27 protein-coding genes are annotated in these 26,789 nt (G+C 60.7%); 19 read left to right on the forward strand and 8 right to left on the reverse strand.

Annotated elements, in window-relative coordinates; all coding sequences use genetic code 11:
• Positions 1-96: 96 nt before the first annotated feature.
• The 4 genes from gstA to ACWPMX_RS11530 form a co-directional block, all read right to left on the reverse strand.
• Positions 97-702, reverse strand: coding sequence for a glutathione transferase GstA (gene gstA, locus ACWPMX_RS11515; RefSeq protein ID WP_455700142.1), 606 nt, complete (start codon positions 700-702; stop codon positions 97-99).
• A 253-nt stretch (positions 703-955) separates the two neighbouring features.
• On the reverse strand, positions 956-1,906 hold the full coding sequence (locus tag ACWPMX_RS11520; RefSeq protein WP_455700775.1) for a PdxA family dehydrogenase: 951 nt from the start codon (positions 1,904-1,906) through the stop codon (positions 956-958).
• 40 nt (positions 1,907-1,946) lie between these two features.
• Positions 1,947-2,441 carry an aromatic-ring-hydroxylating dioxygenase subunit beta gene (locus ACWPMX_RS11525; protein WP_455700143.1) on the reverse strand — a complete coding sequence of 165 codons (495 nt, stop codon included), beginning with the start codon at positions 2,439-2,441 and terminating at the stop codon, positions 1,947-1,949.
• The gene (locus ACWPMX_RS11530; protein WP_455700144.1) at positions 2,438-3,856 is read right to left on the reverse strand and encodes a Rieske 2Fe-2S domain-containing protein; all 1,419 of its coding nucleotides are present in this window, start codon (positions 3,854-3,856) and stop codon (positions 2,438-2,440) included. Before ACWPMX_RS11530 ends, ACWPMX_RS11525 begins: the two co-directional genes overlap by 4 nt.
• A 231-nt stretch (positions 3,857-4,087) precedes the next feature.
• Here ACWPMX_RS11530 and bphC point away from each other — a divergent pair, with 231 nt between their 5' ends.
• From bphC to ACWPMX_RS11605, 15 genes are all read left to right on the forward strand, one after another.
• Positions 4,088-4,987: a biphenyl-2,3-diol 1,2-dioxygenase gene (bphC, locus tag ACWPMX_RS11535; RefSeq protein WP_455700145.1), complete on the forward strand. Its 900-nt coding sequence runs from the start codon at positions 4,088-4,090 to the stop codon at positions 4,985-4,987.
• Positions 4,988-5,029: 42 nt separating this feature from the next.
• Complete coding sequence (locus ACWPMX_RS11540) at positions 5,030-5,356, forward strand: non-heme iron oxygenase ferredoxin subunit (protein WP_455700146.1); 327 nt, start codon at positions 5,030-5,032, stop codon at positions 5,354-5,356.
• Positions 5,353-5,844, forward strand: a complete 492-nt coding sequence (locus ACWPMX_RS11545) for an aromatic-ring-hydroxylating dioxygenase subunit beta (RefSeq protein WP_455700147.1) — start codon at positions 5,353-5,355, stop codon at positions 5,842-5,844. Before ACWPMX_RS11540 ends, ACWPMX_RS11545 begins: the two co-directional genes overlap by 4 nt.
• Before the next feature lie 22 nt (positions 5,845-5,866).
• The gene (locus tag ACWPMX_RS11550; protein ID WP_455700148.1) at positions 5,867-7,132 is read left to right on the forward strand and encodes an aromatic ring-hydroxylating dioxygenase subunit alpha; all 1,266 of its coding nucleotides are present in this window, start codon (positions 5,867-5,869) and stop codon (positions 7,130-7,132) included.
• A complete protein-coding gene (locus tag ACWPMX_RS11555; RefSeq protein ID WP_455700149.1) occupies positions 7,129-7,719 on the forward strand; it encodes a 2-hydroxychromene-2-carboxylate isomerase in 591 nt (196 codons plus the stop codon). The genes ACWPMX_RS11550 and ACWPMX_RS11555 overlap by 4 nt, the downstream gene beginning before the upstream one ends.
• A 17-nt stretch (positions 7,720-7,736) precedes the next feature.
• Positions 7,737-9,941: a TonB-dependent receptor gene (locus ACWPMX_RS11560; protein ID WP_455700150.1), complete on the forward strand. Its 2,205-nt coding sequence runs from the start codon at positions 7,737-7,739 to the stop codon at positions 9,939-9,941.
• A 62-nt stretch (positions 9,942-10,003) separates the two neighbouring features.
• On the forward strand, positions 10,004-10,648 hold the full coding sequence (locus ACWPMX_RS11565; protein WP_455700151.1) for a UbiX family flavin prenyltransferase: 645 nt from the start codon (positions 10,004-10,006) through the stop codon (positions 10,646-10,648).
• A gap of 1 nt (position 10,649) precedes the next feature.
• Entirely contained in the window at positions 10,650-11,219 is a 570-nt protein-coding gene (locus tag ACWPMX_RS11570) for a hypothetical protein (RefSeq protein ID WP_455700152.1), read from the forward strand.
• Positions 11,186-12,775 carry an FAD-binding protein gene (locus tag ACWPMX_RS11575; protein WP_455700776.1) on the forward strand — a complete coding sequence of 530 codons (1,590 nt, stop codon included), beginning with the start codon at positions 11,186-11,188 and terminating at the stop codon, positions 12,773-12,775. Before ACWPMX_RS11570 ends, ACWPMX_RS11575 begins: the two co-directional genes overlap by 34 nt.
• Before the next feature lie 31 nt (positions 12,776-12,806).
• Positions 12,807-14,261: an aldehyde dehydrogenase family protein gene (locus tag ACWPMX_RS11580; protein WP_455700153.1), complete on the forward strand. Its 1,455-nt coding sequence runs from the start codon at positions 12,807-12,809 to the stop codon at positions 14,259-14,261.
• 18 nt (positions 14,262-14,279) lie between these two features.
• Positions 14,280-15,734 (forward strand): non-oxidative hydroxyarylic acid decarboxylases subunit C, encoded by a 1,455-nt coding sequence (locus ACWPMX_RS11585; protein WP_455700154.1) that lies wholly within the window; start codon positions 14,280-14,282, stop codon positions 15,732-15,734.
• Positions 15,731-15,955, forward strand: a complete 225-nt coding sequence (locus ACWPMX_RS11590; RefSeq protein ID WP_455700155.1) for a non-oxidative hydroxyarylic acid decarboxylases subunit D — start codon at positions 15,731-15,733, stop codon at positions 15,953-15,955. Before ACWPMX_RS11585 ends, ACWPMX_RS11590 begins: the two co-directional genes overlap by 4 nt.
• Positions 15,956-15,970: 15 nt before the next feature.
• Positions 15,971-17,437: an FAD-binding oxidoreductase gene (locus ACWPMX_RS11595; protein ID WP_455700156.1), complete on the forward strand. Its 1,467-nt coding sequence runs from the start codon at positions 15,971-15,973 to the stop codon at positions 17,435-17,437.
• 3 nt (positions 17,438-17,440) lie between these two features.
• Positions 17,441-17,857, forward strand: coding sequence for a c-type cytochrome (locus tag ACWPMX_RS11600; RefSeq protein ID WP_455700157.1), 417 nt, complete (start codon positions 17,441-17,443; stop codon positions 17,855-17,857).
• A 15-nt stretch (positions 17,858-17,872) separates the two neighbouring features.
• The gene (locus tag ACWPMX_RS11605) at positions 17,873-19,147 is read left to right on the forward strand and encodes an MFS transporter (RefSeq protein ID WP_455700158.1); all 1,275 of its coding nucleotides are present in this window, start codon (positions 17,873-17,875) and stop codon (positions 19,145-19,147) included.
• A 24-nt stretch (positions 19,148-19,171) separates the two neighbouring features.
• Here ACWPMX_RS11605 and ACWPMX_RS11610 read toward each other — a convergent pair whose 3' ends face one another.
• Both ACWPMX_RS11610 and ACWPMX_RS11615 read right to left on the reverse strand, forming a co-directional pair.
• Positions 19,172-19,690: a TIGR02444 family protein gene (locus ACWPMX_RS11610; RefSeq protein WP_455700159.1), complete on the reverse strand. Its 519-nt coding sequence runs from the start codon at positions 19,688-19,690 to the stop codon at positions 19,172-19,174.
• 110 nt (positions 19,691-19,800) lie between these two features.
• Positions 19,801-20,661 (reverse strand): alpha/beta fold hydrolase, encoded by an 861-nt coding sequence (locus ACWPMX_RS11615; RefSeq protein WP_455700160.1) that lies wholly within the window; start codon positions 20,659-20,661, stop codon positions 19,801-19,803.
• A gap of 113 nt (positions 20,662-20,774) precedes the next feature.
• Between ACWPMX_RS11615 and hpaH the strand changes: the two genes are divergently transcribed.
• From hpaH to ACWPMX_RS11630, 3 genes are read left to right on the forward strand one after another with little or no spacing between them, the layout of a single operon-like run.
• Positions 20,775-21,581, forward strand: a complete 807-nt coding sequence (gene hpaH / locus ACWPMX_RS11620; protein ID WP_455700777.1) for a 2-oxo-hept-4-ene-1,7-dioate hydratase — start codon at positions 20,775-20,777, stop codon at positions 21,579-21,581.
• Positions 21,582-21,588: 7 nt separating this feature from the next.
• The gene (locus ACWPMX_RS11625; RefSeq protein ID WP_455700161.1) at positions 21,589-22,383 is read left to right on the forward strand and encodes an HpcH/HpaI aldolase family protein; all 795 of its coding nucleotides are present in this window, start codon (positions 21,589-21,591) and stop codon (positions 22,381-22,383) included.
• The gene (locus ACWPMX_RS11630; protein ID WP_455700162.1) at positions 22,380-23,561 is read left to right on the forward strand and encodes a CaiB/BaiF CoA transferase family protein; all 1,182 of its coding nucleotides are present in this window, start codon (positions 22,380-22,382) and stop codon (positions 23,559-23,561) included. Before ACWPMX_RS11625 ends, ACWPMX_RS11630 begins: the two co-directional genes overlap by 4 nt.
• Here the strand turns inward: ACWPMX_RS11630 and ACWPMX_RS11635 are convergent.
• Together ACWPMX_RS11635 and ACWPMX_RS11640 are read right to left on the reverse strand one after the other, a co-directional pair.
• Complete coding sequence (locus ACWPMX_RS11635) at positions 23,558-24,775, reverse strand: MFS transporter (RefSeq protein ID WP_455700163.1); 1,218 nt, start codon at positions 24,773-24,775, stop codon at positions 23,558-23,560. The genes ACWPMX_RS11630 and ACWPMX_RS11635 overlap by 4 nt on opposite strands.
• A gap of 67 nt (positions 24,776-24,842) precedes the next feature.
• Positions 24,843-25,637: an IclR family transcriptional regulator gene (locus tag ACWPMX_RS11640; protein ID WP_455700164.1), complete on the reverse strand. Its 795-nt coding sequence runs from the start codon at positions 25,635-25,637 to the stop codon at positions 24,843-24,845.
• Between ACWPMX_RS11640 and ACWPMX_RS11645 the strand changes: the two genes are divergently transcribed.
• Positions 25,636-26,775: a ketopantoate reductase family protein gene (locus ACWPMX_RS11645; RefSeq protein ID WP_455700165.1), complete on the forward strand. Its 1,140-nt coding sequence runs from the start codon at positions 25,636-25,638 to the stop codon at positions 26,773-26,775. The two genes, ACWPMX_RS11640 and ACWPMX_RS11645, sit on opposite strands and share 2 nt — an antisense overlap.
• Positions 26,776-26,789 lie beyond the last annotated feature (14 nt).

Consider the following 26,789-nt stretch of genomic DNA (forward strand, 5'->3'; position numbering starts at 1 on the left):
GAAGGCATTCCCGAAGCATTGCACCATTTGAAACGCGTTTGCAAATGCAGAATGGCGGAGGGCCGCATCTACATCCTAGTCGGTCGCGTGTCCGGTTCAGATCAGCCCCTCCGCCTTGAGTGCCGCACCAACCGCCGGGCGCTGCGCGATCTTCGCGCAGTACGCATCAAGGCCGGGATAGCCGCTCATGTCGATGCCCACGTGCGCCGGCCAGCCGAGCATCACGAACAGATATATGTCCGCGACACTGTAACCTTCGCCACAATAGGTGTCCCTTCCGGTCAGTTCCGCGTCTAGCGCGGCGAGATGATTCTTGACCGCTTCGGTCGCGGCCGCCTTCGCCTCGTCGCTCGAGCCGGGGTTGAAAAGCGGCACGAACGTCTTGTGGAATTCGGAGCCGAGGTAGCTCAGCCGACTGAGCAGCTGGTACCGCTCCAGGCTGCCATCCGGCGGCGCCAACTGGTTTTCGGGTCTCAGGTCGGCGATGTACATCAGGATCGCCGGGTTTTCGGTCAGGTTTTCACCACTATCGAGAGTAAGCGCCGGAACCTTGCCGGAGGAATTGACCTTGCGGAAATCCTCGCCGGACTCGGCGGTCCGGGTCGCAAGATCGACCTTCACCGCGCCGAAGTCGGCGCCGATCTCCTTGAGCGCGATGTGCGGCGCGAGCGAACATGCGCCGGGGGCGTAGAAAAGTTTCATCGAGTTGCTCCTGGTGGTTGTCTGATGGGTGGCCCAAGATCAGATCGGCGTCGAGCAGTGTTGCGATACACAGCGTGTCATAAATGCAGGTGCGGCTTACGAAGCGCCGCTCGAGATCGTACAGCCTGACACGACCCAAATTGTCCTCGTGGTAGACCCGGCTTTCGCCATGATAGCGCGCGCGAAGCACCACATTGCTCGCTTCGGCCATAGCACGATCGGTGGCGTATGCGCGTTCACGCCTGCTCATCCTTTACGCCTGGACGAAGCCCTGACCGGACGCCAGTTGACCGCAGGTACGCATCGCGCTGAGCATCATGGCGGCGTCGGCCGTGCCAGTCCCGACAATATCGTAGGCGGTGCCATGGGCAACCGACATGTGCAGGTACGGAGGCCCCATCATGATGACGCTATTGCCCGAGAAGCCCCAGGTTTTCACCGCGATGTGGCCCTGGTCGTGGAACATAGCGAGCACCATGTCATAACGGCCTTCGATGCACTGACGGAACACGGAATCAGGGGCGATCGGACCTTCAACGTCGATGCCCTTGCCCTGCGCGGCGGCAACCCCTGGGGCAATCTTGTCGCGGTCCTCGGGGCCAACGGCATGGGGATTGAGGCCGGCGACCGCGATCCGAGGCCGGGCGATGCCCCACGACTGCATGGCCGTGTTCAACTGCCCGATAGCGGTGGCTACGAGATCCGCGGAAATTACGTCGATAACCTCGCGTAGCGACATATGGTCAGTGAGATGGGCTACGCGCAAAGGACCCGTGAGGAGCACCAGATAACTCTCCCCGGGGGTCGGGCTGATGACCTTGCCGAGCTTGCCCGCCATCTTCAGGGAAACCGTGCTGATGGGTCCCATTACCGTAGCGGCGAAAAGTCCATCGCGGGCAAGCCCGTCGAGTTCATCAAGCCATTGCGCGGTAGCGTGTCCCGAGAGTTCGGTATCTTCGCCGAGCGGAAGAAAGCCGTCCGGCAGTGCGCCGGTATCGATCACGTCGATCACGCTGGGATCGTCGCTGGGGGGCTCGAACCGGCGCATGACCCGCAGACGCGCCTTGGTATTGGTAAACCCCATGGCCCGCTCGATCGCTGCTGCCGATCCCAGCAGAACGGGGACGGAAGTCTCATGCACGCGTCCCGAGGCCAGCGCCTTGACGGTAACCTCGGGTCCGATGCCGGCCGGGTCGCCGACCATCGTGCCCACTACGGGTCGCGCCATTCTTTCGGTCGCAGGGTCAGAGGCTGTAGACATCGGCGATCTCGCGAAATAGGTCAGTCGCCACGACGGTCTTCTTGCGCCGGATGACGAACGTATCGTCCTTGGGCTCGAGATCGTAGTAAGCCCATCCGCTCAGCGTTGACACGGTGCCCTCAAGTACGGAGGTCGTGTTCCAAGATGTCCGGGCTTGAACGAGGTTCTCACCTTCCTCGGCCGATAGCAGGCTGAACAAATGCACGGTGCGGGGTGCCGGCGTACTTGCGGCGGAGCGCCGAGTTCGGATGCGGAAGACCCGGTCCTCAAGTCCGCCACGATTGGGATAATAGATAAGCGAGACTTCGCTCTGCGGGTCCGCCGTCGGACGCTCGTGATCGTCCCACGCGGGCACCCAGTATTCCGCGTCCTCGTGATACAGCGCCAGCCAGGCATCCCAGTCCTTGTCATCCAGCGCCATCGCTTCCCGACCGAGAAATCGCGACACCGCCAGCCAGCGAGAATGGAATGCCGTCATCGAGCGGGCTCCAGGATCCGGTCGCGCTGTTCCGATAGCTCCGCGCATTCGCTGTCGATCGCGCTTTCCATGGCCCTGACCCACTCTTCGTGGATTGCAACGTAGAGGCCCTCATCGGCAACCGCGGGGCTGCTCATTACCACTTTGAGATTGAGTGGCTCACCGAACTGACCCGGGCCTGTGTCCCAGCGGGTGGAACCGCGCGACATTTCGTTGAACCGCCCGTCGCCGGCCGCGTAACCGAGCTGGCAGTTATTGAACTCGGTCAGGTCGTCGGGGGTGGCCATGCCGCTCGAATTGAAGAAATCTTCATATTGCCGAATGCGCAGCGTCCGTGCCTCGGTGCTCTCGCCGACCGGCGCAATGCACACGGTGCTGACTTCGGTTTCGTCGACGGCGATGGGTTGGATGATACGGATTTGGGTGCTTGTTTGGTCCATTAGGAAGACGTTAGGAAACAACTGCAGATTGCGGATACGCTTGTTCATCCACTTGGCTTTTTCCCCGCCATAGGAATCCTCGAGCCAGTCGAGAATTTCGAAATTTGGGCGATCCATGAAATTGGCGTAGTCCGCCCACAGGACCGTGTGGCCATTGTGGAATGAAAACGAGCCGCCATCGCGCGCGGTGAACCCCTCAAAGCTGATAGCCTTGGTATCGTTTTTGGACACGCCCTCGACGCGGCGCTGAACGGTCATGAAGTAGTTCGCGTGAGTGGTCATGACGTGATACCCGTCGAGCCCGTTCTCAACCTGCATCTTCCAGTTGCCGTGGTAGCGATAGCGGTTGGTGCCGGGCAGCACCTCCAACTCGCCGCTTTTTGATTGGTCGACCATTAGGTCGATAAAGTCTTTCGCCCCGGCGAGGTGATCTTCCAGCGACAGGACCTCGGCGGACAGGCTCCCGAACAGAAAGCCGCGATAGCTCTCCAGGCGGGCGAGCGGCGTGAGCCCGTAATCTGCCCGGTTGAATGCGGGCGAATAGCCGCCGAGGCTTTCGTCGGTCACATCGAGCAGATCGCCGCTGGGTGAGAACGTCCAGCCATGAAAAGGGCACATATGATTGCGCTTGTTGCCGGCTCGCTCGCGGCACACCCTGGCGCCGCGGTGTGAACATGCGTTGATGAAACCGCGCACGGTTCCTGCCTTGTCGCGGGTAACGAGCACGGGGACCCGACCGATGCGGGTGGTGATGAAGTCGTTCGGTTTCGCGATCTGGCTTTCGTGCGCGAGAAACACCCAGTTCTTCTCGAATATGTATTTCATCTCGAGATCAAACAGAGCTGCCTCGGTGAAGGCTGCACGGTCCATCTTGAAGATGCCGCGCTCCTCATCCTTGCTGAGCCAGGCGCGCATGCGTCCCTTCAAGCCCTGTAGGTCAGCGATCCTACCTCCGATCTTCTCGGCGACTTCCATCGGTCCTCTCCCGCTTCTCGTTTCGGGTTTTCGCGCTGCACGCGAATCGCGCGCGAGCATCGAGCGGATACAGCGCTACAGCAATATGCTGGTTCGTGCAACGTGTTGCACAATGCAAAACGGCATGTTAATGCCTGCTCCGCCGGCGCCTCACACGATTCGTGCGCAGTGCCCGGCTGGATGCAAAACTATATTTCACGCCGACAGGGCGCAGATGGGAGAGCTAAGATCATGTCGGCAGTCACCGAACTGGGCTATCTGGGTCTTTCGGTATCGGATCTCGACGCGTGGCGGTCATACGCCTCCGAGGTCGCCGGAATGGAAGTCTTCGACGATGGCGAGGACGACCGGGTCTATCTGCGAATGGACCAGTGGCATCATCGGATCGTACTTCACGGTGATGGTGGCGATGACCTCGCCTATTTGGGATGGCGGGTCGCCGGTCCCGTCGAGTTCGACGGGATACAGGCGCGCTTGAGCGAGGCCGGTGTATCGTTCTCTGTCGGGAGCGAGGCGGAGGCCAAGGAGCGCCGGGTCTTGGGGCTGCTCAAGCTAACCGATCCCGGTGGCAATGCGACCGAGGTGTTCTACGGCCCGCAGGTCGATACGCACAAGCCGTTTCACCCAGGACGTCCGATGTATGGTCGCTTCGTCACCGCGTCGCAAGGCATCGGTCATTGCATCCTCCGGCAGGACGATGTCGAGGCCGCGGCGCGCTTCTACGGTTTGCTTGGCTTGCGAGGATCGGTCGAGTACCATCTCGAACTGCCCAACGGCATGGTGGCCCAGCCCTATTTCATGCACTGCAACGGACGGCAACACTCCGTAGCGTTCGGGCTCGGCCCGATGGACAAGCGCATCAATCACATGATGTTCGAGTACACCGACCTAGATGATCTCGGGATGGCGCATGACATCGTCCGGCAGCGCAAGATCGATGTGGCCCTGCAGCTAGGCAAACATGCCAACGATCAAGCCCTGACGTTTTACTGCGCCAATCCTTCGGGATGGCTGTGGGAGTTCGGCTGGGGAGCGCGAGCCGCACCTTCGCAGCAGGAATACTACACGCGTGATATCTTTGGCCACGGCAACGAGGCGGCGGGCTACGGGATGGACATTCCGCTTCTCTGAGCCCGGCACTGAAAGAACCCCATCAAGGAATGCATGAAGCAAATGCCCGACAAGCTGCGTCTTTGTGAAGTGGATAGCGTCGAAGAGGGGGAGCCTGTGGGGGTCTTCATCGAACAGATGCCGGCGCTCGCCGTCTACAACGTGAACGGTGACATCTTCGTCACCGATAACACCTGCACGCACGGAAATGCCATGCTCACCGACGGTTATCAGGACGGCGACATCATCGAATGCCCGTTCCACGGCGGTTCGTTCGACATCAGGTCGGGGGCCCCAAAGGCGTTTCCCTGCCAGGTGGCGATCCGCACTTACCCAGTGGCGATCGAGGATGGCTGGGTCTGCATAGACAAGCCGGGAGCGGCGGAGTGACGGTGTTGGCGACTCTTGAGCGCATTCAATGGCAGCACGCCGCCGCAAACCTGAATGCTCTGGCTGCTGAATTGATCGATGACGATCGCCTCGAAGAATGGCCAAACCTGTTCGAAGAGCAGTGCCACTACAGAGTGATATCCGCTGAAAATCATAACCGTGGCATGACCCTCGCTGCAGTGTTCTGTGACACCCGCGGCATGCTCGTCGATCGGATCGTGTCGCTGCGCAAAGCGAACATCTTTCCTGCCCACAGCTATCGCCATATCCTGGGGCCGACCAGAGTTGTGGCCGAGCGCGACGGCGTAGTCAGCGCGCGGACCAACTACGTCGTTCTCATGACGCGCAACGATGGTCAGACGGTCATCTACAACGCCGGCAAGTATCTCGACGATATCAGCCTCACTGGCGACGGACCCCGTTTTCGCTCGAAGACCGCAGTCTTCGACACGCACCTCATCGAGACCATGATGGTCCGCCCGATCTAGCCCGTTTCTGGAAAGCAGGAAGATGCACGCAAATATCCGGGATCAAGAGGTAAAGGACGCACAGAAGACGTCGACCGCTTGTCGCGTACCTTACAGAGTGTTCACCGATCCCGCCCACTATGAGCGCGAGCAGGAGAACATCTTCAAGGGCGAGTGCTGGTCGTTTGTCGGGCTAGAAGCCGAAATCCCTGAGCCTGGCGACTTCAAATCGACTTTCGTCGGGGAAACGCCCGTGATCCTGACCCGCGATGCGGATGGCTCGGTCCACGCCGTTGTCAATCGCTGCGCCCATCGCGGCGCCCTGGTCTGCCGCGAGATGCGGGGTAATCGCGCCAATCTGGAATGCGTGTACCACCAATGGGCCTACGATCTCAAAGGCAATCTAGTCGGCGTGCCGTTCCGCCGCGGTCTCAAAGGCCAGGGCGGAATGCCCGGTGATTTCGACATGAAGCAGCACAATCTGCGCAAGTTGCGCGTCGAAACCGTCCACGGGCTGGTTTTCGCGAGCTTTTCGGACTCGGTCGAACACTGCGCAGCCTTTCTCGGCCCTATCGTGGTCGAACACATCGAGCGGATCATGGCGAAGCCTATCGAGGTGCTTGGCGACCAGCGGCAGCGCATCCGCGGCAATTGGAAGCTATACGCGGAGAACACGCGAGATCCGTACCACGCCAGTCTCTTGCACCTGTTTCACAACACCTTCGGACTGTACCGGTCAACCCAGACAGGACGGTCGGTGATGGATGCGAGCAAGCGGCACTCGCTGCTCTATTCCATTGCCGCCAGCAACGATGACGACGCCGACAAGAAGGCCTACGGCGACGCACGGACATTCGATACCGAGTTCAAGCTCCAGGACATGTCTCTCCTGAAGGGGCGGCAGGAATTCGACGACGGCATCACACTGGTCATCCTGGCCGTTTTCCCCAATCTTGTACTCCAACAGATCCAGAATACGCTCGCGGTACGCCAGACCGTCACCAGAGGTTGCGACGAGTTCGAGCTTGTCTGGACGCATTTCGGCTATCGGGACGACGATGCGGACATGCGGGCTATCCGCCTGAAGCAGGCCAACTTGATCGGCCCAGCCGGCCTTATTTCGATGGAAGATGGCGAAGCGGTCGAGATCGTACAGAATGCCATTGTAGGCGAGACCCAGGCCGGGTCCTATATCGCCATGGGCGGCGGCCTCGCCGAGGACGCAGATCATCTTGTCACCGAGGGAGCGATCGTCGGCTTCTGGGACAACTATCGCGAGATGGTCGGCTTCGACCTCGCTGCGCCATGACTCTTGCAATCGACTTCTATTTCGATTTCATCAGCCCCTTCAGCTACCTTGCGCAGTTGAAGATACCCGATGTCGCCCGCCGCCACGGCCGGGATGTCACGTACTGGCCGATCGATATTCCCGAGGCCAAGATCGCCGCTGGCAATTACGGACCGTCCAACCGAGAGATCGTTCCCAAGATCAAGGTTATGAAGGCCGATCTCGAGCGGTGGGCCAGGCGTTACGGGGTACCTCTGGTTTTCCCGGCAAGCTTTGACTGCGCGCACTGGAATTGCGCAGTTCTCTTCGCCCGCCAGCACAGCAAGGCCGAAGCCTACGTAACCCGCGCCTTTCGCCGGATCTGGGGGACGGGGATCGACCCGCGCGACCGCCAGGAGTTGCACGCCTGCGCCCACGAGTGCGGGCTCGACGCCGATGCCGCGATCGCGTTCGTGGAATCACCGCTGGGCCAAAATGAATATCGCAAAGTACGGGTCCAGGCGATTCAGCGCGGAGTGTTCGGAGCGCCAATGATGTTTGTGGATGATGAAGTGTTTTGGGGAAACGACAGGGTCGAATTTCTTGATGAGTACCTAATGAGCAAATAAACTTCTGTATCAGGGAGATGATCGCGATGACAACGAAAAGACAGCCAGGCGGTCGTTTGACGACGCTGCTCATGGCCAGCACGGTCTTCGTCACCCCGGCCGCGTACGCGCAAGACGCGGCCGAACAACCCGCGTCCGCGGAGGCGACGCCTCAAGAGGACGCTCAGACCGACACCGGCATCGGCGACATTGTCGTCACGGCCACGCGCCGCGAGGCACGGCTGCAGGACGTGCCGGTGGCGGTGACCGCGGTCACCGGCGACGCGTTAGCCTCTGCCGATGTCTCCACGGTCAGGACTCTGACGCAGGTAGTGCCCGGTTTCGTAGGCAGCCGCAACATGGGGGTGTTCCAGCCGGTCGTCCGCGGCGTCGGTTCGACGGGCATCTCGATTGGCGACGAACCCAATATCGCGACTTATGTGGACGGCGTCTATCAACCCGAATCTGCTGCGAACTGGATCGACCTGGTCGAGGTCGAGCGCGTCGAGGTCCTGCGCGGACCGCAAGGCACCACATTCGGCCGAAACGCAACCGGCGGTCTGATCAATGTAATTACGCCCGACCCCAGCTTCAATTTCCGGGGTAAAGCGGCGGCGCGTCTGGGACGGATGCGGAATGATGCGGGAGATTACGATGCCCGTGTTTATGTCACAGGTCCTTTAAGTGGTTCGGTCGCAGCTGATTTCGCCGGCCTCTACCGCAAGAATGACGGGTACATTACCGATTTGGTGCGGGGAGGTGACTTGGGCGACCAGCGGGTCATCGATCTCCGCAGCAAGGTTCTCTTCAGAGCGAGTGACACCTTCGACATTATCTTGACCGGAGAGTATTTCGATCAAAAGAGCACCACGAACTCTCCTCAGCCGCTTGATGGCAATACGGCAGGCCGCAGGTTCGCCGGCGTCATCCTTCCAACAGACGCCTGGCAGGCTTCGCTCACGAAGGAGCCGACTCTCGACCTAAAGCGCTACTCGGCGGCGCTGCACACACGGCTCGATCTCGGGTCAATCGCGCTGGATACGACGACCGGATACATGCTCCTGCGCTGGGATCAGGACACCGATTCCGACGCCTCGAACATCCAGCTCGGTAATTTCCTGGCAGAGTTCAACGTCGAATCCATCAGCCAGGAGATTAAGCTGAATTCGGCTAATCCGGGTCCATTCCAGTGGCTCGTCGGCGGCTACTTCTATCAGTTCGGAGGGAATTCCTTCCTCCAGCCGTGGACTGCCGCAAATCCCACTCTTCCTCTTGCTGGTCCCACGCTGGAACCCGAGCTTGAAGGCCGCTCATTCGCGGGCTTCGCGGAAGGAACCTATGAGTTGGTCCCCGGCCTGTTCTTCACCGCCGGCGCCCGCTACACCACCGAAAAGCGCAACTTCACGCAGCGGATCAACGGCAACGTCGTCGTGAACGACGCCGAGAAGACGTTCAATAAATTCAACTACAAACTGGGCGTCCGCTACGAGATCACCGACAAAACCAGCGTCTACGCAAACTACAGTACCGCGTTCAAGAGCGGTGTATTCAACATGGCCGCTGCCAGCGCGACCCCGGTGAACCCTGAGAACATCAATGCCGCGGAGTTTGGCATCAAGTCCGATCCTTTTGACTGGCTGCGGACGAACCTATCGATTTACTATTATGACTACAAGGATCTGCAGCTTCAGTCGAAGGACGCTATCGGACCAAGCTATATTCTGCAGAATGCCGCAAACGCGGAGATCTATGGCGGCGAACTGGAAGTCTTCGTCCGTCCAATCGCGGACCTGACGTTACGCAGTGCGGTTGCCTACACCCATGCGCGGTATCAAGACTTCCCAAATGCCCAGGGCTTCTTCCCGCGCGCCGACGGCGGCAACAACGTGGTGACTTTCGATGCGTCGAACAAAGTTATGACCCGCGCACCCGAATGGTCAGGAAATGTCGGCATCGACTGGGGTCGTGACGTCGGCAATGGCCGTATTACATTCGCGGGCAATCTGTCGTGGAGCTCGCGGGTTTACTACGACTTCGCGAACATCTTCTCGCAACCGGCTTATACGCTCACCAATGCATCTGTCAGTTGGACGCCGGAAAGCGAGCGGTTCAAGATCGGCTTGTGGGTCACCAATCTGACTAACGAAAAGGTGCTCCAGACCATCCGGCCCGGTGCCCTCAGCACCGATGGATTCTACGAGCAGCCGCGCAAGGTCGGAATCAGCCTGGAGGCCCGCTTCTGACCGGCGGAGGCGACGAAGCGACGATGCCGCTTCGTCGCCTGCCAGCCGGGAAGGCTCTGGTCATGCCGAACGACAAGACAAACCGTCGCGAACGCAAACGCATGATCGTGGCCATGACTGGCGCGACCGGCGCGATCTATGGATTTCGCCTGCTCGAAATCCTGCGGGCAATGGACGAATGGGAAACCCATTTGATTATGTCTCCTGCCGCAGTTCTCAATATTCGCGAGGAATTGCCGCAAGGAAAGGGTGCCCTCGAAGCGCTTGCCGACGTGGTCCACAACGTGCGGAACATCGGAGCCAGCATCGCGAGCGGTTCTTTTCTGTGCGAGGGGATGATCGTTGCGCCATGCTCGATGCGGACGCTCGGAACGGTTGCGCTCGCCCTGTCGGACAACCTGATTTCAAGAGCGGCGGACGTGATGCTGAAGGAGCGCCGGCGGCTGGTCATGATCACCCGTGAAACGCCGCTTCACCTTGCTCACTTGCGTAACATGGTCGCGTGCACCGAAATGGGCGCGATCATCTTCCCGCCCGTACCGGCCTTTTACTCCCGGCCGGCCTCGCTCGAAGATGTCGTGGAACACAGCTGCATGCGGGTTCTCGACCTATTCGGCATCCACGTGCACGCGGAGAAACGCTGGAAAGGGCTGAGTAAAGAGACCGCCAGCCTGGTCAACACGCCGGCGCATTTGGAAGGAACTTGAGATGACCGTGAACGTCACACGTCGCACGGCGATGAGCGGGGGTGCGGTTGGCTTGGCAGCGGCCGGTGCAAGCCTGCGCGGGACATCAGCCTCGGCGTACGCACCCGCGACCATCGTCGTCGAAGAAAGCGCAGTTCCCGAAAGCCGGCAGTTCGCCGAGGCATTTGTCACTGCCGGCCATGCCGCGCGAGTCATCCGCATCGACCGCTCGCTCAACGGGCTCCTTTACCGGCTCGAGGACTTCGGTTGCCGGTTCGCCGGGCTGACCTCAGATCCAGCGGCAATGATCGCGGCGCAGTTGCTGGTCGAACGCGGGGGCCGCCCGCTTCTGCAATGGACGCACCACTATGACGGCCGGGCATGGAGTCACATCACCGCAGGAGCGCCAACCTTGTTGAGACGGGCGAATCACGGTTGGCCCACTGCATTGGCCCATCACGTTCGGGACAAGCTCGACTTCCAGGAGAGCGAGTCGATGGCAAAGTGCCGCTCCGGTTTCTGTGGATTGCCGGCGAGCAGCCCCGGCACGCTGGTGTCATGGGTTATCGAGATGAGAGAGAACCAGTCGTGAGCACGCGCTTGCCTGAAGGGGTTGACGCCCGGACTTTCCAGAAAGCGCTCGACGAACTCGGCGGCGCCATCGGCAAAGAATGGATTTTCGTCGACGATCTGCCGCTATCGACTTATCGCGACGCCTATTCGCCCCTCGCCGATGGAGAAATGCTGCCGTCAGCAGCTGTCGCGCCTGCGAGCCTTGAAGAAATTCAGCAGGCTCTCAAAATTTTCAATGCTTACAAGCTGCCGATCTGGACCTTCGGCAACGGACGCAACTTCGCTTACGGCGGCCCGGCTCCGCGTAAGTCGGGCTACGTGATGTTCGACCTCAAGCGCATGAACCGGATTCTCGAAGTCAACGAGAAGTATGGCTACGCGCTGGTTGAGCCGGGCGTGACGTATTTCCAGCTCTACCGTCACCTGCGCGAAATCGGCAGCAAGTTATGGATCGACCCCGCCGCGCCGGGGTGGGGCGGGGTGATGGGCAACGCCTTGGAACATGGCGCGGGATACACGCCCTATGGCGACCACTTCATCATGCAATGCGGGATGGAAGTGATCCTTGCCGACGGCCAGATCGTTCGGACCGGCCAAGGCGCGATCGAGGGATCGAAACACTGGCAGTCGACCAAGCATGCTGCTGGACCGCATTTCGACGGCATGTTTACTCAATCCAACTTCGGCATCGTAACGAAGATGGGAATCTGGCTGATGCCGGAGCCGCCGGGATACAAGCCTTTCATGATTACCTATCAGCGAGAGGAAGATCTTGCGGCAATTTTCGATGCAGTGCGTCCACTCAAGGTGAACTCGATCATACCCAACGCGGCGGTTGCGGTCGATCTCTTGTGGGAAGTGTCTGCGAAGACGACGCGACGCCATTATTTCGACGGCAAGGGACCGCTACCAGACTCGATCCGCGCGAAGATCGCCGCCGACCACGATCTCGGAATGTGGAACTTCTACGCCGCGCTCTATGGACCTCCACCGATAATCGAGAACAACTGGAAGCTCGTCGAGGAGGCTCTGATGAGCATTCCCGGCGCAAAGCTGTACCTTGACCGCACGAACGATCCGGCGTGGGACTACCGGGTCCGGCTCATGCGCGGGGAGCCCAACATGACCGAGTTCAGCATCATGAACTGGATTGGAGGTGGTGGACACATCAACTTCTCGCCCATCTCGGCGCCCGACGGGGGCGAAGCCCTCAGTCAATACAACCTGATCAAGAAACGCTGCCACGACTACGGCTTCGATTACATAGGCGAGTTTCTCGTCGGCTGGCGCGACATGCATCATATTCTGATGATCATGTACGATCGCGCCGACGAGCCGATGCGCAGGAGCGCCTACGACCTGTTCGGCAAACTCGTCGACGAGGCCGCCGAGGCCGGCTTCGGCGAATATCGCACCCATCTCGCCTTCATGGATCAGATCGCCAAGACCTATAAGCACAACGACGGAGCCCTGTGGGACCTCCACCACCGCCTGAAGGATGTGCTCGACCCGAACGGAATTCTCTCGCCTGGCAAGCAGGGGATCTGGCCGCAGGCCATGCGGTCGCTTGGATGATCGCGATACATAAGATGAACGTTTCAAGGACATGAGCACGATGACCAACCTCGAGCACTGGATCGGTGGTGCATCCATCAGCCCCTCCAGCGGCGGCTACTTTGACGATCTCAATCCAATCGACGACAGCGTCTATTCGCGCGTCCCGGCCGGCAGTGCGCAGGATGTGAACCGCGCCGTCGAGGAAGCGCATCGCGCATATGTCGCCCATCGCCAGACGGCAGCCGCAGTGCGCGAAGGCTGGCTGATCAAGGCAGCGGAGATTTTGGAGCGCGATGTCGCGGAATTCACCGAGGTGCTCGTCAACGAAATCGGCTCGCCGATTGCCAAGGCTGGGTTCGAAACCCGGTTCGCAGTCGGCTTCCTCCGCGCCGCCGCAGGGGTTCCCCGCCGGATCCGCGGCGAGACAATACCCTCCGACACGCCCGGCCGGTTCAGTATGAGCCTGCGTCAGCCAGTCGGCGTGGTCGCCGGTATCACTCCGTTCAACGTGCCGTTGATCAAGGGCATCAAACAGTCGGCGATGGCGTTGGCCACCGGCAATGCCTTCGTCCTGCTGCCGTCCGAATCTGCACCGATGATTGCCCATCTACTCGCCAGCCTGTGGAAGCGGGCCGGTGTGCCCGATGGGCTGTTCAACGTGGTTTATGGCAACGGCGCCGAAATCGGCGATGCACTCACGGGCCATCCCAAGGTCGCCGCGATCACCTTTACCGGCTCGTCGCGGGTCGGCAAGCATATCGCCGGAATCGCGGCACGCAGTCTCAAGAAGTACACATTGGAGCTTGGCGGCAAAAGTCCGCTGATCGTCTGCGCCGACGCCGATCTGGAAAACGCCGTTGGCGCAGCATTGTTCAGCATCTTCATGTACCAGGGCCAGGTCTGCATGGGCGCGTCGCGGATCTACGTCGAGCGGCCGATCTTCGACAAGTTCGCCCAGGTTTTCGCAGCCGCCACAGCGCGAGCGAAAGGTGGTGACCTGCGCGAGGTCACGACAATGCTGGGGCCGATCATCTCCGAGCGCCAGCGCGATCGCGTTCGCCGCCACATCGACGACGCCCGATCAAAGGGCGCCGAGGTGCTGGCTGGTGGCGAATGGATCGGAAACTGCTGCTCGGCAACCGTGCTGCGCGGAGTGACGCCCGACATGACTGTCTTTGCGGAGGAAACGTTCGGGCCAGTGACTGCGCTATATCCTTTCGACACGCTGGAGGAAGCGCTCGAGCTTGCGAACGATAGCGAGTATGGGCTTAGCGCCTCGATCTTCACCCGCGACATCGACAAGGCCCTGCGCTTTGCGCACCAAGCCGAGGCGGGGATGGTCCACGTCAATGCTCCCACGCTCCAGGACGAACCACATGTGCCGTTCGGAGGGATCAAATCCTCCGGGTTTGGGCGTGAGGGAACCGAGGCCGATCTCGACATCATGACCGAATGGAAGTGGGTGACGATCCAATCCGCGGTCGACGGTGGCGGGGCGCACTGAGACGATGGGACACCAGTGGTGAACAACCTCCCAAACCGTGCGCAGTCGATTTCCTCGCTGCGCGACTTCTTGGAACTGCTCGAGGATGCTGGTCAGGCAATAACCTGGAGCGAGCGGGTCATGCCTGAGCCCGGCGTCCGCAACATCGCTGTCGCCGCATCGCGCGACGCCAATGGTGCGCCTGCGATCTTGTTCGACAACATCGAAGGTTATCCGGGCAAACGCCTAGCTGTCGGGGTCCACGGCTCGTGGGACAACATCGCCCTTCTTTTGGGCCGGCCCAAGGGAACCACGATTCGCGAACTTTTTTTTGAGATCGCCGGGCGCTGGGGCGACGCCACTGCGCAGATCAGCCATGTCGGCGAGGGTCAGGCGTCGGTCCATGAGTGCCGGGTCGAGGCAGACATCAACCTCTACGACATTTTACCCGTCTACCGAATCAACGAATACGATGGCGGTTTCTATATCGGCAAAGCCTCGGTCGCTTCTCGTGATCCGCTCGATCCGGACAACTTCGGCAAGCAGAACGTCGGGATCTACCGACTGCAGATTCAGGGCCCGGACAGTTTCTCGCTTATGACAATTCCGGCCCACGACATGGGCCGCCAGATCCTTGCCGCCGAACGCGCGGAGGTGCCGCTCAAGATCGCGGTCATGCTCGGAAATCACCCGGGGCTCGCGGTCTTCGCCGCGACCCCCATTGGATACGAGGAATCCGAATACTCCTACGCTTCGGCGATGATGGGCGCGCCGATCCGGCTGACCAAGTCGGGCAACGATATCGACATTCTCGCCGACAGCGAGATCGTGATCGAGGCCGAACTCCAGCTGGGTGAACGAGTCCTCGAGGGACCGTTCGGCGAATTTCCCGGGTCTTACAGCGGGGTGCGCAAGGTGCCTCTGTTCAAGGTGACCGCGGTTTCGCACCGGCGCGATCCGATCTTCGAGAATATCTACATCGGCCGCGGGTGGACCGAGCACGACACGCTCATCGGCCTGCACACCTCGGCTCCGATCTACGCACAGCTCCGGCAAAGCTTCCCCGAAGTTACAGCGGTCAATGCGCTCTATCAGCACGGGTTGACCGGAATAGTCTCGGTCAAGAACAGGATGGCGGGCTTCGCCAAGACAGTCGCCCTGCGCGCGCTAAGCACACCGCATGGGGTGATGTACCTCAAAAACCTGATCATGGTCGATGCCGACGTCGATCCGTTCGATCTCAACCAAGTGATGTGGGCGCTTTCCACCCGCACCCGCGCTGACGACATTATCGTCATTCCCAACATGCCGGCGGTGCCAATAGACCCCTCGGCGGTCGTGCCCGGCAAGGGCCACAGGTTAATCATCGACGCCACCAGCTACCTGCCTCCCGACCCGATCGGCGAAGCACATCTGGTGGCTCCCCCGACCGGTGATGAGATCGACGAACTCAGTAAAAAGATTCGTCTGATGCAACAGGGAGCCGTGCAATGAGCGCGCCCACTTGCGCCCGATGTAAAAGCGACGGCGCACTGACGGACTACGAGGGCAGGCAGGACGGTGCGGTGGTATGGACCATTCTCCGCTGTCCGATCTGCAACTTCTCCTGGCGCGACAGCGAGCCAGCCAGTGCAATCGATCCGGAGACAAGGGCGCGCGATTTCGCCGTCGATGCCGGGGACCTCGACCGCTATCCGAAAATTCTCCAGCAATAGGATCAACAGCAAGCCATGATCGATCAGGCACGCCAGACGGCAACGCTCGATGCGCTCACCGCGGCACTGGGAGCCGTCGTCGTCGACCGCACTCCGCAAACGCTGGCCCGCTACGCCGTTCCCGGCGCGACGCCGCTCGGCATCGCATTGCCCGCGGACGAGGCCCAGCTCCAGCAGGTGCTGAAAGCGGCACGCGACGGTGGCGGCAAGCTCCAGATTGTGTGCAACGGCGCCTACGGGCTTGAGAAGGTCGCGCAGGACAAAGTCATCGTTGTTGATCTACAAAAAATGAACAAGATCCTCGAGGTCAACGGTGAGCTCGCCACCTGTCTGGTCGAGCCCGGCGTGACGTTCCGCGAGCTCGACGCCCATATCAAGGCCAACGGCCACAAGCTGTGGGTCGATTTTCCTGGCAATGCGGATGAGAGTGTCGCCGCGAGCTTCATTCATCGGCGGCCGGGTTACACGGCCTATTCCGACTCCTTCCTCATGCAGTGCGGGCTTGAGGTCATGCTCGCGGATGGCAAGGTGATCCGCACCGGCATGGGGGCGATGCCTAAAAGCACCTGCTGGCAGCTATTCAAGTTCGGCTATGGCCCGTGGGTCGATGGCCTTTTTACACAGTCCGACTTCGGTGTGGTGACCAAGGTGGGCATGTGGATGATGCCGCAACCCCCTGCAGTTCAGACCTTCATGATATCGGTCCGCGACGAGGACGATCTGGGCGCACTGTTCGATGTCCTCGGACCACTCAAGCTCAACATGGCAATCGCCAATGGGGTCGCGGTCGCCAGCGCGCTTCACGAAGCCGCGCTACTGGGCAAGCGCCGCGCCAACTACGATGGCCAAGGGCCCATGGCGGCAAGCGCCGTCAAGGCAGCCGGCGAGGCCCTCGGACTGGGCTATTGGAACCTTTACGGCGCGCTCTATGGACTGCCAGGCAACGTGCCGATCCTGTGGGAGATGGTGCGAGGCGCTTTTTCGTCAATCGACGGTGCGAAGGTGATTTCCGATGGCAAGGGAGTCGATCCGAGACTGTGGTCGTGGAGAATGGGAGCCATGACGGGGGTCGTGGCAAATCCGCCCGGTCAGGTCGCAAGCTGGAGCGGCGAACGGGCGTTGACCGTCAATCCAGTCAGCCCCGTTGATGGAGAGGAAGCGATGCGTCTTTATGACGCATCACGGGAAATCTGCAGCGAAAACGGGTTCGACTTTATCGGCGAGTCGACCGCGATCTGGCGCTCGGCCAACCACCGAATTGTTCTCCCCTTTGCGACGGGACAAGGGGCAGGGGCCGCGCGCGCCAAGACCTGCGCTGAGGCATTGATCGCCCGTCATGCAGCTGATGGCTTTGGCCAAATCCAGACCTATCCGGGCCTCGGCGCGGCGGTGGCGAAGACGATGGCGGGCGGCGGTAGGGCGACCCTTCACCAGCGCGTCAAGCGGGCGGTGGACCCCCAATCGATTTTCGTCTCGGCATAGGCCGTGACACGCTTTGCCGGCGGAGGCGACATGAACAAATTCTCCCCTTTACTTCTGATCGCTGCGCTTGGGGCCTGTTCGGGTATGCAGAAGCCCAAGGAGCCCGACGGGGCCGAGAACTACGCCCTCTATTGCGCCGGTTGTCATGATCCGGGCCCGGGGCATGGAGGCACCATGCTGTTAGCCGAACGAGGCGCTCCCGTGCCGTCCCTCATCGGCCGGAAGGATCTTGAACTGGGTTATCTCCAGTCGGTGGTCCGCAACGGGCTGATCGAAATGCCGCCGTTCCGTCCGACGGAGTTGTCGGATCCGCAGATCAAAGGGATTTACGATCACATCATGAAGCAGAAACTGCCGCCGACCGTAGCGCGGCCGTCGGGAACGACCAATCCCTCGCAGCAACCGGAGCCCGCTGCCTAGGCCGGGCTAACTCGCATGCGGGACATTGTCCAAGAAACCTTTGCAAGCGCCGGCAGCCCCGAGTTCCGAAGGGTGTTAGTACTCTGCGTGATAGTAGCCATGCTCGACGGCTACGACACGCAAGTCATCGCTCTCGTTGCCCCGATCCTCTCGACCGCCTGGAACGTGGAGAAGAGCGCCCTAGGACCAGTATTTGCTGCCGGCCTCGTGGGCCTGATGCTCGGCAGCGTAGTGTTCGGTGATCTCGCAGACCGTTACGGTCGCAAACCCGTGATCTGCGCCGCCTGCTTCATGTTCGGCCTTTTCGCTTTGCTCACGCCTCTCGCGGCGACCCTTCATGACCTCGCCGCCCTGCGGTTTCTAACCGGTGTCGGGCTTGGCGCGGCTATTCCCAATCTTATGACGCTCACTGCCGAACACGCGCCAGGAAATCGGCGGGCGCTCGCCGCAGGCGCGATGTTCTGCGGGTTTCCGCTGGGTGCGCTGGTAGGCGGCTTGGCGGCACCGATGGTGATCTCGAACTGGGGTTGGCAAGGTCTGTTCGTCTGGGGTGGCGTGCTTCCGCTGGCGATGGTTGGACCGCTGTGCGGCCTTCTCGTCGAGTCCCCCGAGTGGAAAAGGCGCAAGACCGGGCAAGGACCTCCGAGTGGGCAACTGCGCGAACTATTTGCATCCGATCTTGCCGTGATCACGCCACTGCTGTGGCTAGCTTTTGTCGCGAACCTGCTCGCGATGTATTTCCTTATGAACTGGCTCCCGATCTTATTCGCCGCCGGTGGTGCGAATGTGAGCCAATCAACTATGACCAGTGTCCTTTTGAACCTCGGTGGCATAGCTGGATGCATCGGCGTGACACCCTTGGTCGACCGATTCGGGGCCTTGCGGGTCATGCCGGTCGTCTTCGCCATGAGCGCGGTCGCGACGCTGGCGATCGGGCTGACCACACCATCATCGGGCGGCATGACCATCGCTATACTTCTTGCTGGATTCGGCACGATGGGAGCCCAGATGGGAAGCAACGCATTCGCCATGTCAGTTTACCCCACCATATTGCGCGCGACCGGCTTGGGCTGGGCCCTGAGTATTGGTCGGATCGGGTCGATCGCCGGGCCACTGCTCGGCGGCGTGTTGCTGGCTTGGCGGTTCGCGCCCTCTGATCTCTTCTCGGCTGTAGCTATTGTCGCGCTGCTACCAGCGGTGGTCTTCCTCATCATCGGACGCATCGCACGGAGGGACACGGATCGCGACCAAACCGCCGTGGCCTTGTCAACCCCGGGTGCACCGCCTTGACGCGCGGTTCGCAGCGAACCTGCGCTAAAGGCAGCGGAGCGCGATGCCCATCAGTTTTTCAAGTTCCCTCGCGATCGTCTCGGGCGCGGATGACATCGCTGCGTAGTTCTCGAAGCTGATCTGCGCGGCGCCTGCGGCCGAATGAGCGGACCCTAGCGCGTCGAGGCGAAGGTCGGCGATGAGTCGCGCTTGCACCAGGCGTTCGCCTTGGAGTTCCGCCTGCTTCAACGCCGCGTACGCCGATGCATATGGTTCGTCGCTGAGGGCGTTCCGGCTCCACCGCTTGAGCCACCGACGGGTCATGCGGAGCGGGCGAACAACGCCTTCTACAGGCGCCGCGGCAGAGCGCTGAGCAGCACAAAGATCTTCCTTGCGGAGCCATAATTTTCGGTTCTGGGCCAGCCAAAGGCAGAGAAGCACAAGGTTCACCTCGCACCCATGGCGATCCTGCAGCGACAAGCACGCCTCGGCCACCCCGGTACGGGCGTACACGCGCAATGAATATTCCCAGAACTCGTCCGCTTCTCCTTCACTTCTGGGCATCTGCGCCTCCTCGCAAAGTCTCGGACGGTCCGACGCCCCAGCAGGCTGGCGCTCTCGATCGACGCCAGTCTCGCCCGCGAGGGTGTCGATGCTGGCTGAGGCGTATTGGTTCAGAAGGTGCGCGCTCCGAAGTGGATTTCCATCATGGGGCGCATGACATCCCAGCGCTCGAGCTGCGACCAGTGGCCGGAGCGGTCGAGCACGTATAATTCGGCATGCTTGAGGTGTTCGATAAGGTAGAGACTGGTGTCGAGCGGCACGACGCGGTCTTGGCGGCCATGAAAGATGAGCACTTCGTGCGGAAGCTTGCTGAGGATGGATGGTGGCATATTAAGTGTGTCGATCCCTTGTTTCATGGAATCGATCATTTTCACCGCCGTTCTCATGATCTCAGGATCGGTCGCGATTTTGTACCGGTTCTCGACAATCTCCTCCATGCCCTCGAACTTGTCCGCGTCGTACGCGAAACTGTGCATTACTTGGCGGTATCGCGAGTAGCGCGGGTCGGAATAGAACGAGAGCAACCGGACCAACTCCGGAGTGCGCGGCCCCGGCGCGCCGATTGATCCCATGAGAACTACTTTGTCTAGCGTGTCGGGTTCCTCGCTCATCATCTGGAGCGTTAGTGCGCCACCCATGGAATTACCGACCACATGGGCCTTCTTCACACCAAGTGTTTCGAGGAGCCCGAAACATTGGTCCACCCGGGTGCCGATCCAGCCCATGACACTGTCAGGCCAGGGTTCCGGTATGACAGACTGCCCGAACCCGATCAGGTCGGGCGCGATTACGAAGAAGTTCTCTGCCAAATCTGGCATCAGGTGATACCAGTTCGAAGCCGCGTGAGCTCCAGGTCCCGCGCCATGAAGCAGCAGGATTGCGGGCTTCGACGGATCGCCGGCCAGCAAGGTGTGCGAAGTCAGGCCACGGCCGGTGATCTTTTCTTCCCTGATGGTCTGGTTGTCAGGCATCTTAGCCTCCCTCTCGCGCAATCGTTACTCGGCGGTGGTGTAAGATATCGTTTGACATCGTGCAATGCTTTTCCCCAATCATCGCAATCGGGAAAAGAGCGCGAGTGTACGACATGGAGTTCAGCCAGAAATTGATCGGCGAACTGGCGCGGGAACTGGATTGCGCGGAGCGAACTCGCGAGCGAATTCGTCCGTTCTCCACAAGATATCCTGACATGACGATTGCTGACGCCTATCGGATCAATAGCCGCTGGGTGGACCACAAGCTCGCGGCCGGCCGAATGATCTTCGGTCACAAGATCGGCTTGACTTCGCGGGCAATGCAACTCGCGGCAGGGATCGATGAGCCCGACTACGGGACGCTCCTCGACGACATGGTTTTTGAGCAAGGATCGGAGATACCCTGTGCGCGATTTATCACGCCAAAGACCGAAGTCGAGCTAGCCTTTGTCCTTGAGAAGCGATTGGAAGGACCCGCTACGACGATGGTCGACGTGCTGCGAGCGACCGCTTATGTCGTCCCCGCCGTCGAGATAATTGACAGCCGTATCCATCAGGTCGATCCCCAGACTGGCGCTGTGCGAAAAGTGCAGGACACGATCAGTGACAATGCGGCAAATGCGGGCATCATCACAGGAGGACTGCCGGTGCGGCCCGACAGAGTTGATTTGCGCCGAGTGGGCGCGACGCTGAGCCGGAATGGAGTGATCGAAGAGACAGGGTTGGCCGCTGGCGTGCTAAACCACCCGGCAAACGGAATTGCCTGGCTGGTTCGACGGTTGGCGCAGTGGGATCAAGCGCTGGAGGCGGGTGAAGTGGTCCTGGGTGGTTCCTTCACCCGACCTGTCGAAGCTCGTGGAGGCGACGTGTTCAATGCCGACTTTGGGGCTCTGGGCTCTATCGGCTTCCGGTTCGTGTAGCCTAAACATGCGCACTCCCGAAAACCGGTTCAAACGTGGATTGCGAGACGGCCCTGTCCAATTGGGCTTTTGGCTCGCTCTCGCATCGCCCAGCATCGCGGAAATTTGCGCCGGCCAAGGATACGATTGGCTGCTGATCGATGGGGAGCATGGCCCTCAGTCTCTGTCCGGGATCGCTGACCAGTTGCGCGCGATCGAAGCGAACCCGCCTTGCTCCGCCATCGTCCGCGTCCCTGGGCATGATCCGGTGGCGATGAGGCAGATTCTAGATCTCGGCGCTCAGACCATCATGGTCCCGATGGTGGAGACTGCCGAGCAGGCTCGTGCAATTGTCAACGCATCCCGCTATCCGCCGGCCGGTGAGCGCGGACTGGGCGGAGCGCGAGCGTCGCGTTGGGGCGGATATCCCGGCTATGTGAGCGAGGCAAATGCCCAGCTGTGCATCATCGCCCAGATTGAGACCGGTCGCGCCATCGATAATCTAGACGCGATAGCTGCGGTCGACGGTATCGATGCGCTCTTTCTGGGGCCGGCCGATCTCGCAGCGTCGCAGGGTCTGCTTGGTCCCGGTCATTTCGACGCGCTGTTCGCGCTCTCCGGGCGTGCCCTAGAATGCATGATCGCCTCCGGAAAACCGGCTGGAATCCTCTCACGCGATGATCGGCTTGTTGAGCAGTTCCTCGCGGGTGGAGCTCGGTTCGTAGCCAACGGCATTGATAGCTTCGCGCTGGCGAAGGTGGCTAGCGAAGGCATGCGCCACTGGCGCGCGCGCGCGGAAACATCGGTACGGTTGGCCCAGTGACAACCCCGAACTGGCAACCACGCGGTGACGGCTCAGTATGCGCCAAGCCACTCGATGGTCTCCGAGTGCTCGAGTTGGCGCGCATTTTGGCGGGCCCGTGGTGCGGACAGCTTTTAGCGGACCTTGGGGCCGAAGTGATCAAAATCGAGCGGCCGGGTCTCGGTGACGACACGCGGCATTGGGGACCACCATTCGTCACGTCCGACGGCGGCACAAACCTTGGCGCTGCCTACTTTCACTCCACTAATCGGGGCAAGAGATCGTTTGCGGTCGATATCACAACACCGGACGGACAGAAAATCCTGCGCCGGCTAGCACGAGAAGCGGACATCATAATCGAGAATTACAAAGTGGGCGGATTGGCAAAGTACGGGCTAGATCATGTCACGCTGGCTGAGGAGAATCCGCGCCTCATTACATGCTCGATCACGGGTTTTGGACAAACTGGCCCTTACGCGCACCGGCCGGGATATGACTTCATCGCCCAGGCCATGGGGGGCATGATGTCGATGACCGGCGAGCCGGACCGCGAACCGCAGAAAGCGGGCATAGCGGTGGCGGACCTGTTCACGGGGATGTACAGTGCCGTCGCCCTGCTGGCGGCACTGCACCGGCGAGAAGGGACGGGGCTCGGGGCACACATCGACATGGCGTTGCTCGACACCCAAGTCGCGGTCATGGCTAATCAGGCTCTCAACTGGATGACTTCGGGCAGAGTGCCGCGCCGAGCGGGCAACGGCCACGCCAACCTGGCACCTTATCAGGCATTCCCAACTCTTGAGGGCCCTCTCATCATAGCGGCGGGCAACGACAGCCAGTTCGCAAGCCTTTGCCGGATTCTTGGATTGGACCTTGCGGACGACGTACGTTTCGCGACCAATCCCGCGCGGCTGGCCAACAGGGTCTTGCTGATAGAAACTCTCGAGGCATCGACCGCGCAGTGGAACCGGCAAGCCTTGTTCGAGGCCCTCGACGCGGCGGGCGTCCCCGCGGGACCGATCAACGAACTGGATCAGGTGTTCGCCGATCCGCACGTCAAGGCCCGGGGTCTCGCCATCGCACGGCAAGGTCGCCCAGGTATTGCCAGTCCGATCGTCATTGACGGCGTACGGATGGTATCTGATTTCCCAGCGCCGGGAACGCCGGAAATGCCGCGACTCGGCGAGGCCGCCGATTAGGTCCCCGAATGCGTACCTAGCGGTCGGAAAAGCTTTCCGCGTTCGCTGAACAGGACGAGCACAACGCTCAGCCCGGCAACTGCGACGAGCGCATAAGCGAGAGGCAGCGGCGTCCCGTCATATGCTTGTCCGATCATCGCACCGAGACCGGCGCCCAGGACGAGACGAAAAAAAGTCTGCACGGACGCCGCGGCGCCGGCGAGCGCGCCGAAAGGCTGAAGCGCGATCACCGTGAAATTGACGAAGATCGTGATCAGCAGACACATGTTCGCAGACATCAACAGGACGAACAGCAGAAGCGTTTCACCTGGCCGCGATGCGAAATACACCTGAGCCAGCGAAACCAGCAGATGGCAAAGTATCGCCGCATGCGCGATGGGCCGGGTGCCGAACCTATGAATCAACGCCGAATTGGCAAGGCTCGCGGCCATCATGGATGTCGCCATCAGCCCGAAAATCAGCGCAAATCTTGCGCCCGCACCAAAGTGCTCTCCAATGAGCTGCTGCGCACTGTTTATGAAACCGAAGTGCGCGCCGAAGACCAGTGCTGTGCCAAGGACATACCCGATCGACGACCGAGTCTGCAGTACCAAACGCATGTTTCCCAACAGCGCGCGGGCGCGAGTAACCCTCCTTCTTGGCGGCGGCAGGGTTTCTGGAAGCCTAAACAGATACCAGAAAGCGACGCCGGTCGCCACTGCCCCGATCGCGACGAAAATAATTCGCCAGCCAGCGATCGCCATGAGCACATAGCCCAGCCCCGGCGCGAATATGGGGACCGCCATGAACATCATCGCGACAAACGATTGGAGCTTGGCCATGTCCTCGCCATGGTAGAGGTCGCGAATAATCGCCAAAGGCAGCACTGCCAGTGCTGACGAGGAAATTCCAAGCAGCACTCTGAGGACAATCAATTGTTCAAAAGTCTGCACCAGAGCGGACACGAAGTTGATGCAAGCGAACGCGGCCATGCACGCGAGCGCCATCGGTTTACGTCCTACCCGATCGGAAATTGTCCCGGGAATCAGCGAGAATAGGCCGGAGCTCAAAAGGAACGCCGCAATAATCCACTGCCGCTCGTTGGCGTGTGCTACGCCGAGATCGGAGGCCAGCATGTCCAGCGCCGGTAGAAGCGCTGCGAAGCCAAGCGCCTGGAGAGCTTGGATCATGGCCATCATGGCAATGAACTCATGCCGGGAAATGGCAAGACGCACGGTGCTCAGGCCAACTTCTCGTCGCTGCCACTCACTGCGCGCGCCGACGCAGGGCCTCGCCGGCCGATCATCCCTGCGACCAGCCGATTGCCCGACTGGTCTCAAGAGCTTGGCGCTTGATTCGCTCGATCTTGTCCTGCGAGTAGAAGCCTTGATCCTGTGTGCGCGCCAAGACGCCCATGGTTGCGATCATACGGTTATCGGCATCAAAAATCGGTACGGTGACCGCCGAGAGGCCGGGAACGACCGTACCATATGTACGGGCGTAGCCAGACTGGCGGGCTTCTGCCGAAAGCCGCTCAAGCTCGGCGTCGGGTATGATCACACCCGCGGCGCGTTCGTTGTCTAGCTGCGTTTGGACCTGCTCGCGTGGACAGTAAGTAAGGAACAGCAACCCCGACGAAGAAATCTGCAAGGGGAGGACCGACCCGGTGTGCAAGGTGGTGAACAGCGGGATACCGCCGTCAATCCAGCGGACTACTGTCGGGCCGTAATTGCCCCATACCGTCAGCAGCCCAGTCGTCTTCAACTCGGTCAGTAAGCGAAGGAGATGCCTGCCCGCGACCTGCACTGGTTCCACGCGAGCCAATGCGGCCATACCCAGCCTGACCGCGAAAGAACCTAGGGCGTACAGGCCCGTTCCAGGATCCTGCTCGACCACGCTGGAATTGACGAACGCCAGCAGATAGCGGTGCGCCTGACTCCTGGAAAGTCCAGCCTTGTCAGCTACCTCGCGCAAGGGCGCGCCATTCTTGCCGCTATTGACGAGCGCCTCCAAGACGCGGGCGCCGATCTCGACCGACTGGATGGATTTCCGCTGTGGGCCGTTGCCGACTTTGTCCGTCTCGATTGGGCGGTTCATGCCACATCCTGAAAAGATGCCCTGCGCAGGACTCAAATTCCGTCCGGACCGCTGGCTGATAAAAATGCACTGGCGAAAGCCTTGCATCATGTCAAACAGTTGGACACATTTCGCGTCGGCGCCCGCCGCTCTCTTTGGCGCTATCTTCGTGCTAAACATTTCAACCGTGAAACTGAAATGTCTATCTGCAGCAAGGTCCCGAAATGTGGGCGCAATAGTTGTGATTGGCGCGGGCGCCATCGGTTCTTACCTCGCAGCGCGTCTCCACGAGGCCCGTCGCGATGTCTTGCTTATTGCGCGCGGCAGGCGGCTGACGACCATCGATCGCGATGGCCTCTTTATAGCAGACGACCGAGGGCTTCGCCGCGTCAAGGTTCCTGTCGCAGGACAGTGCCTGCCGGGCGCTGTGCCCAGCCACGTGGTTGTCGCTACCAAGACATTCCAGCTACCAGAAGCGCTGGCCTTGCTCGATGTTTATGAGGGGGCTCAGTTTGGTTTGCTCACGGTCCAGAACGGGGTGGAGGCGCCAAGCGAGGCGCAGGTCGCGCTTCCCCACGCGCGCGTGTTGGGCGGCCGAATGCACGGCTTCTTCGAAATGCGGGACGGGATACTACACCACGCCGGTGTGCCGGCGAGCCTGGTGATGGGGTCGCTCGCATCACCCGCCGAACCCGGCGCCCCGGATCGGGAGACCGCGGTGTTTGAGAAGGCTCTCCGAGATGCTGAAATCGAGACCACGCTTGTTCCCGATGTCCGGCCTGCGTTATGGGCCAAATTCTTGATGGCAAGTACCGTTGGGGCAGTCGCTCCAGCCTATGGGGTGACAGTCGGGCAGATTTCCGGTCATCGCGACGCTTGGAATCTGTTGCGCCGTGCGATGGAAGAGGTTGTTGCCTCGGCGACGGCTTTCGGTGTTGCACTACCGGCGGACTGCGTGACCGCCACGCTCGGTTTCGTCGGCGCTTTTCCACCCGACGTGACAAGTTCGCTTCAGCGCGATCTGGAAGCGCATCGCCCTTCGGAATTCGCGCACCTGACCGGCGCTATTCCGCGGTTTGCGCAGCAGGCTGGCGTGGCGGCCCCCGCTGCCGCGAAAATCATTAAAATGCTCCGCGTGCGCGGCCTCCTCCCCGATTGACGCTTGCAAGCCTG

This window comes from Tsuneonella sp. HG094 (assembly GCF_053819285.1).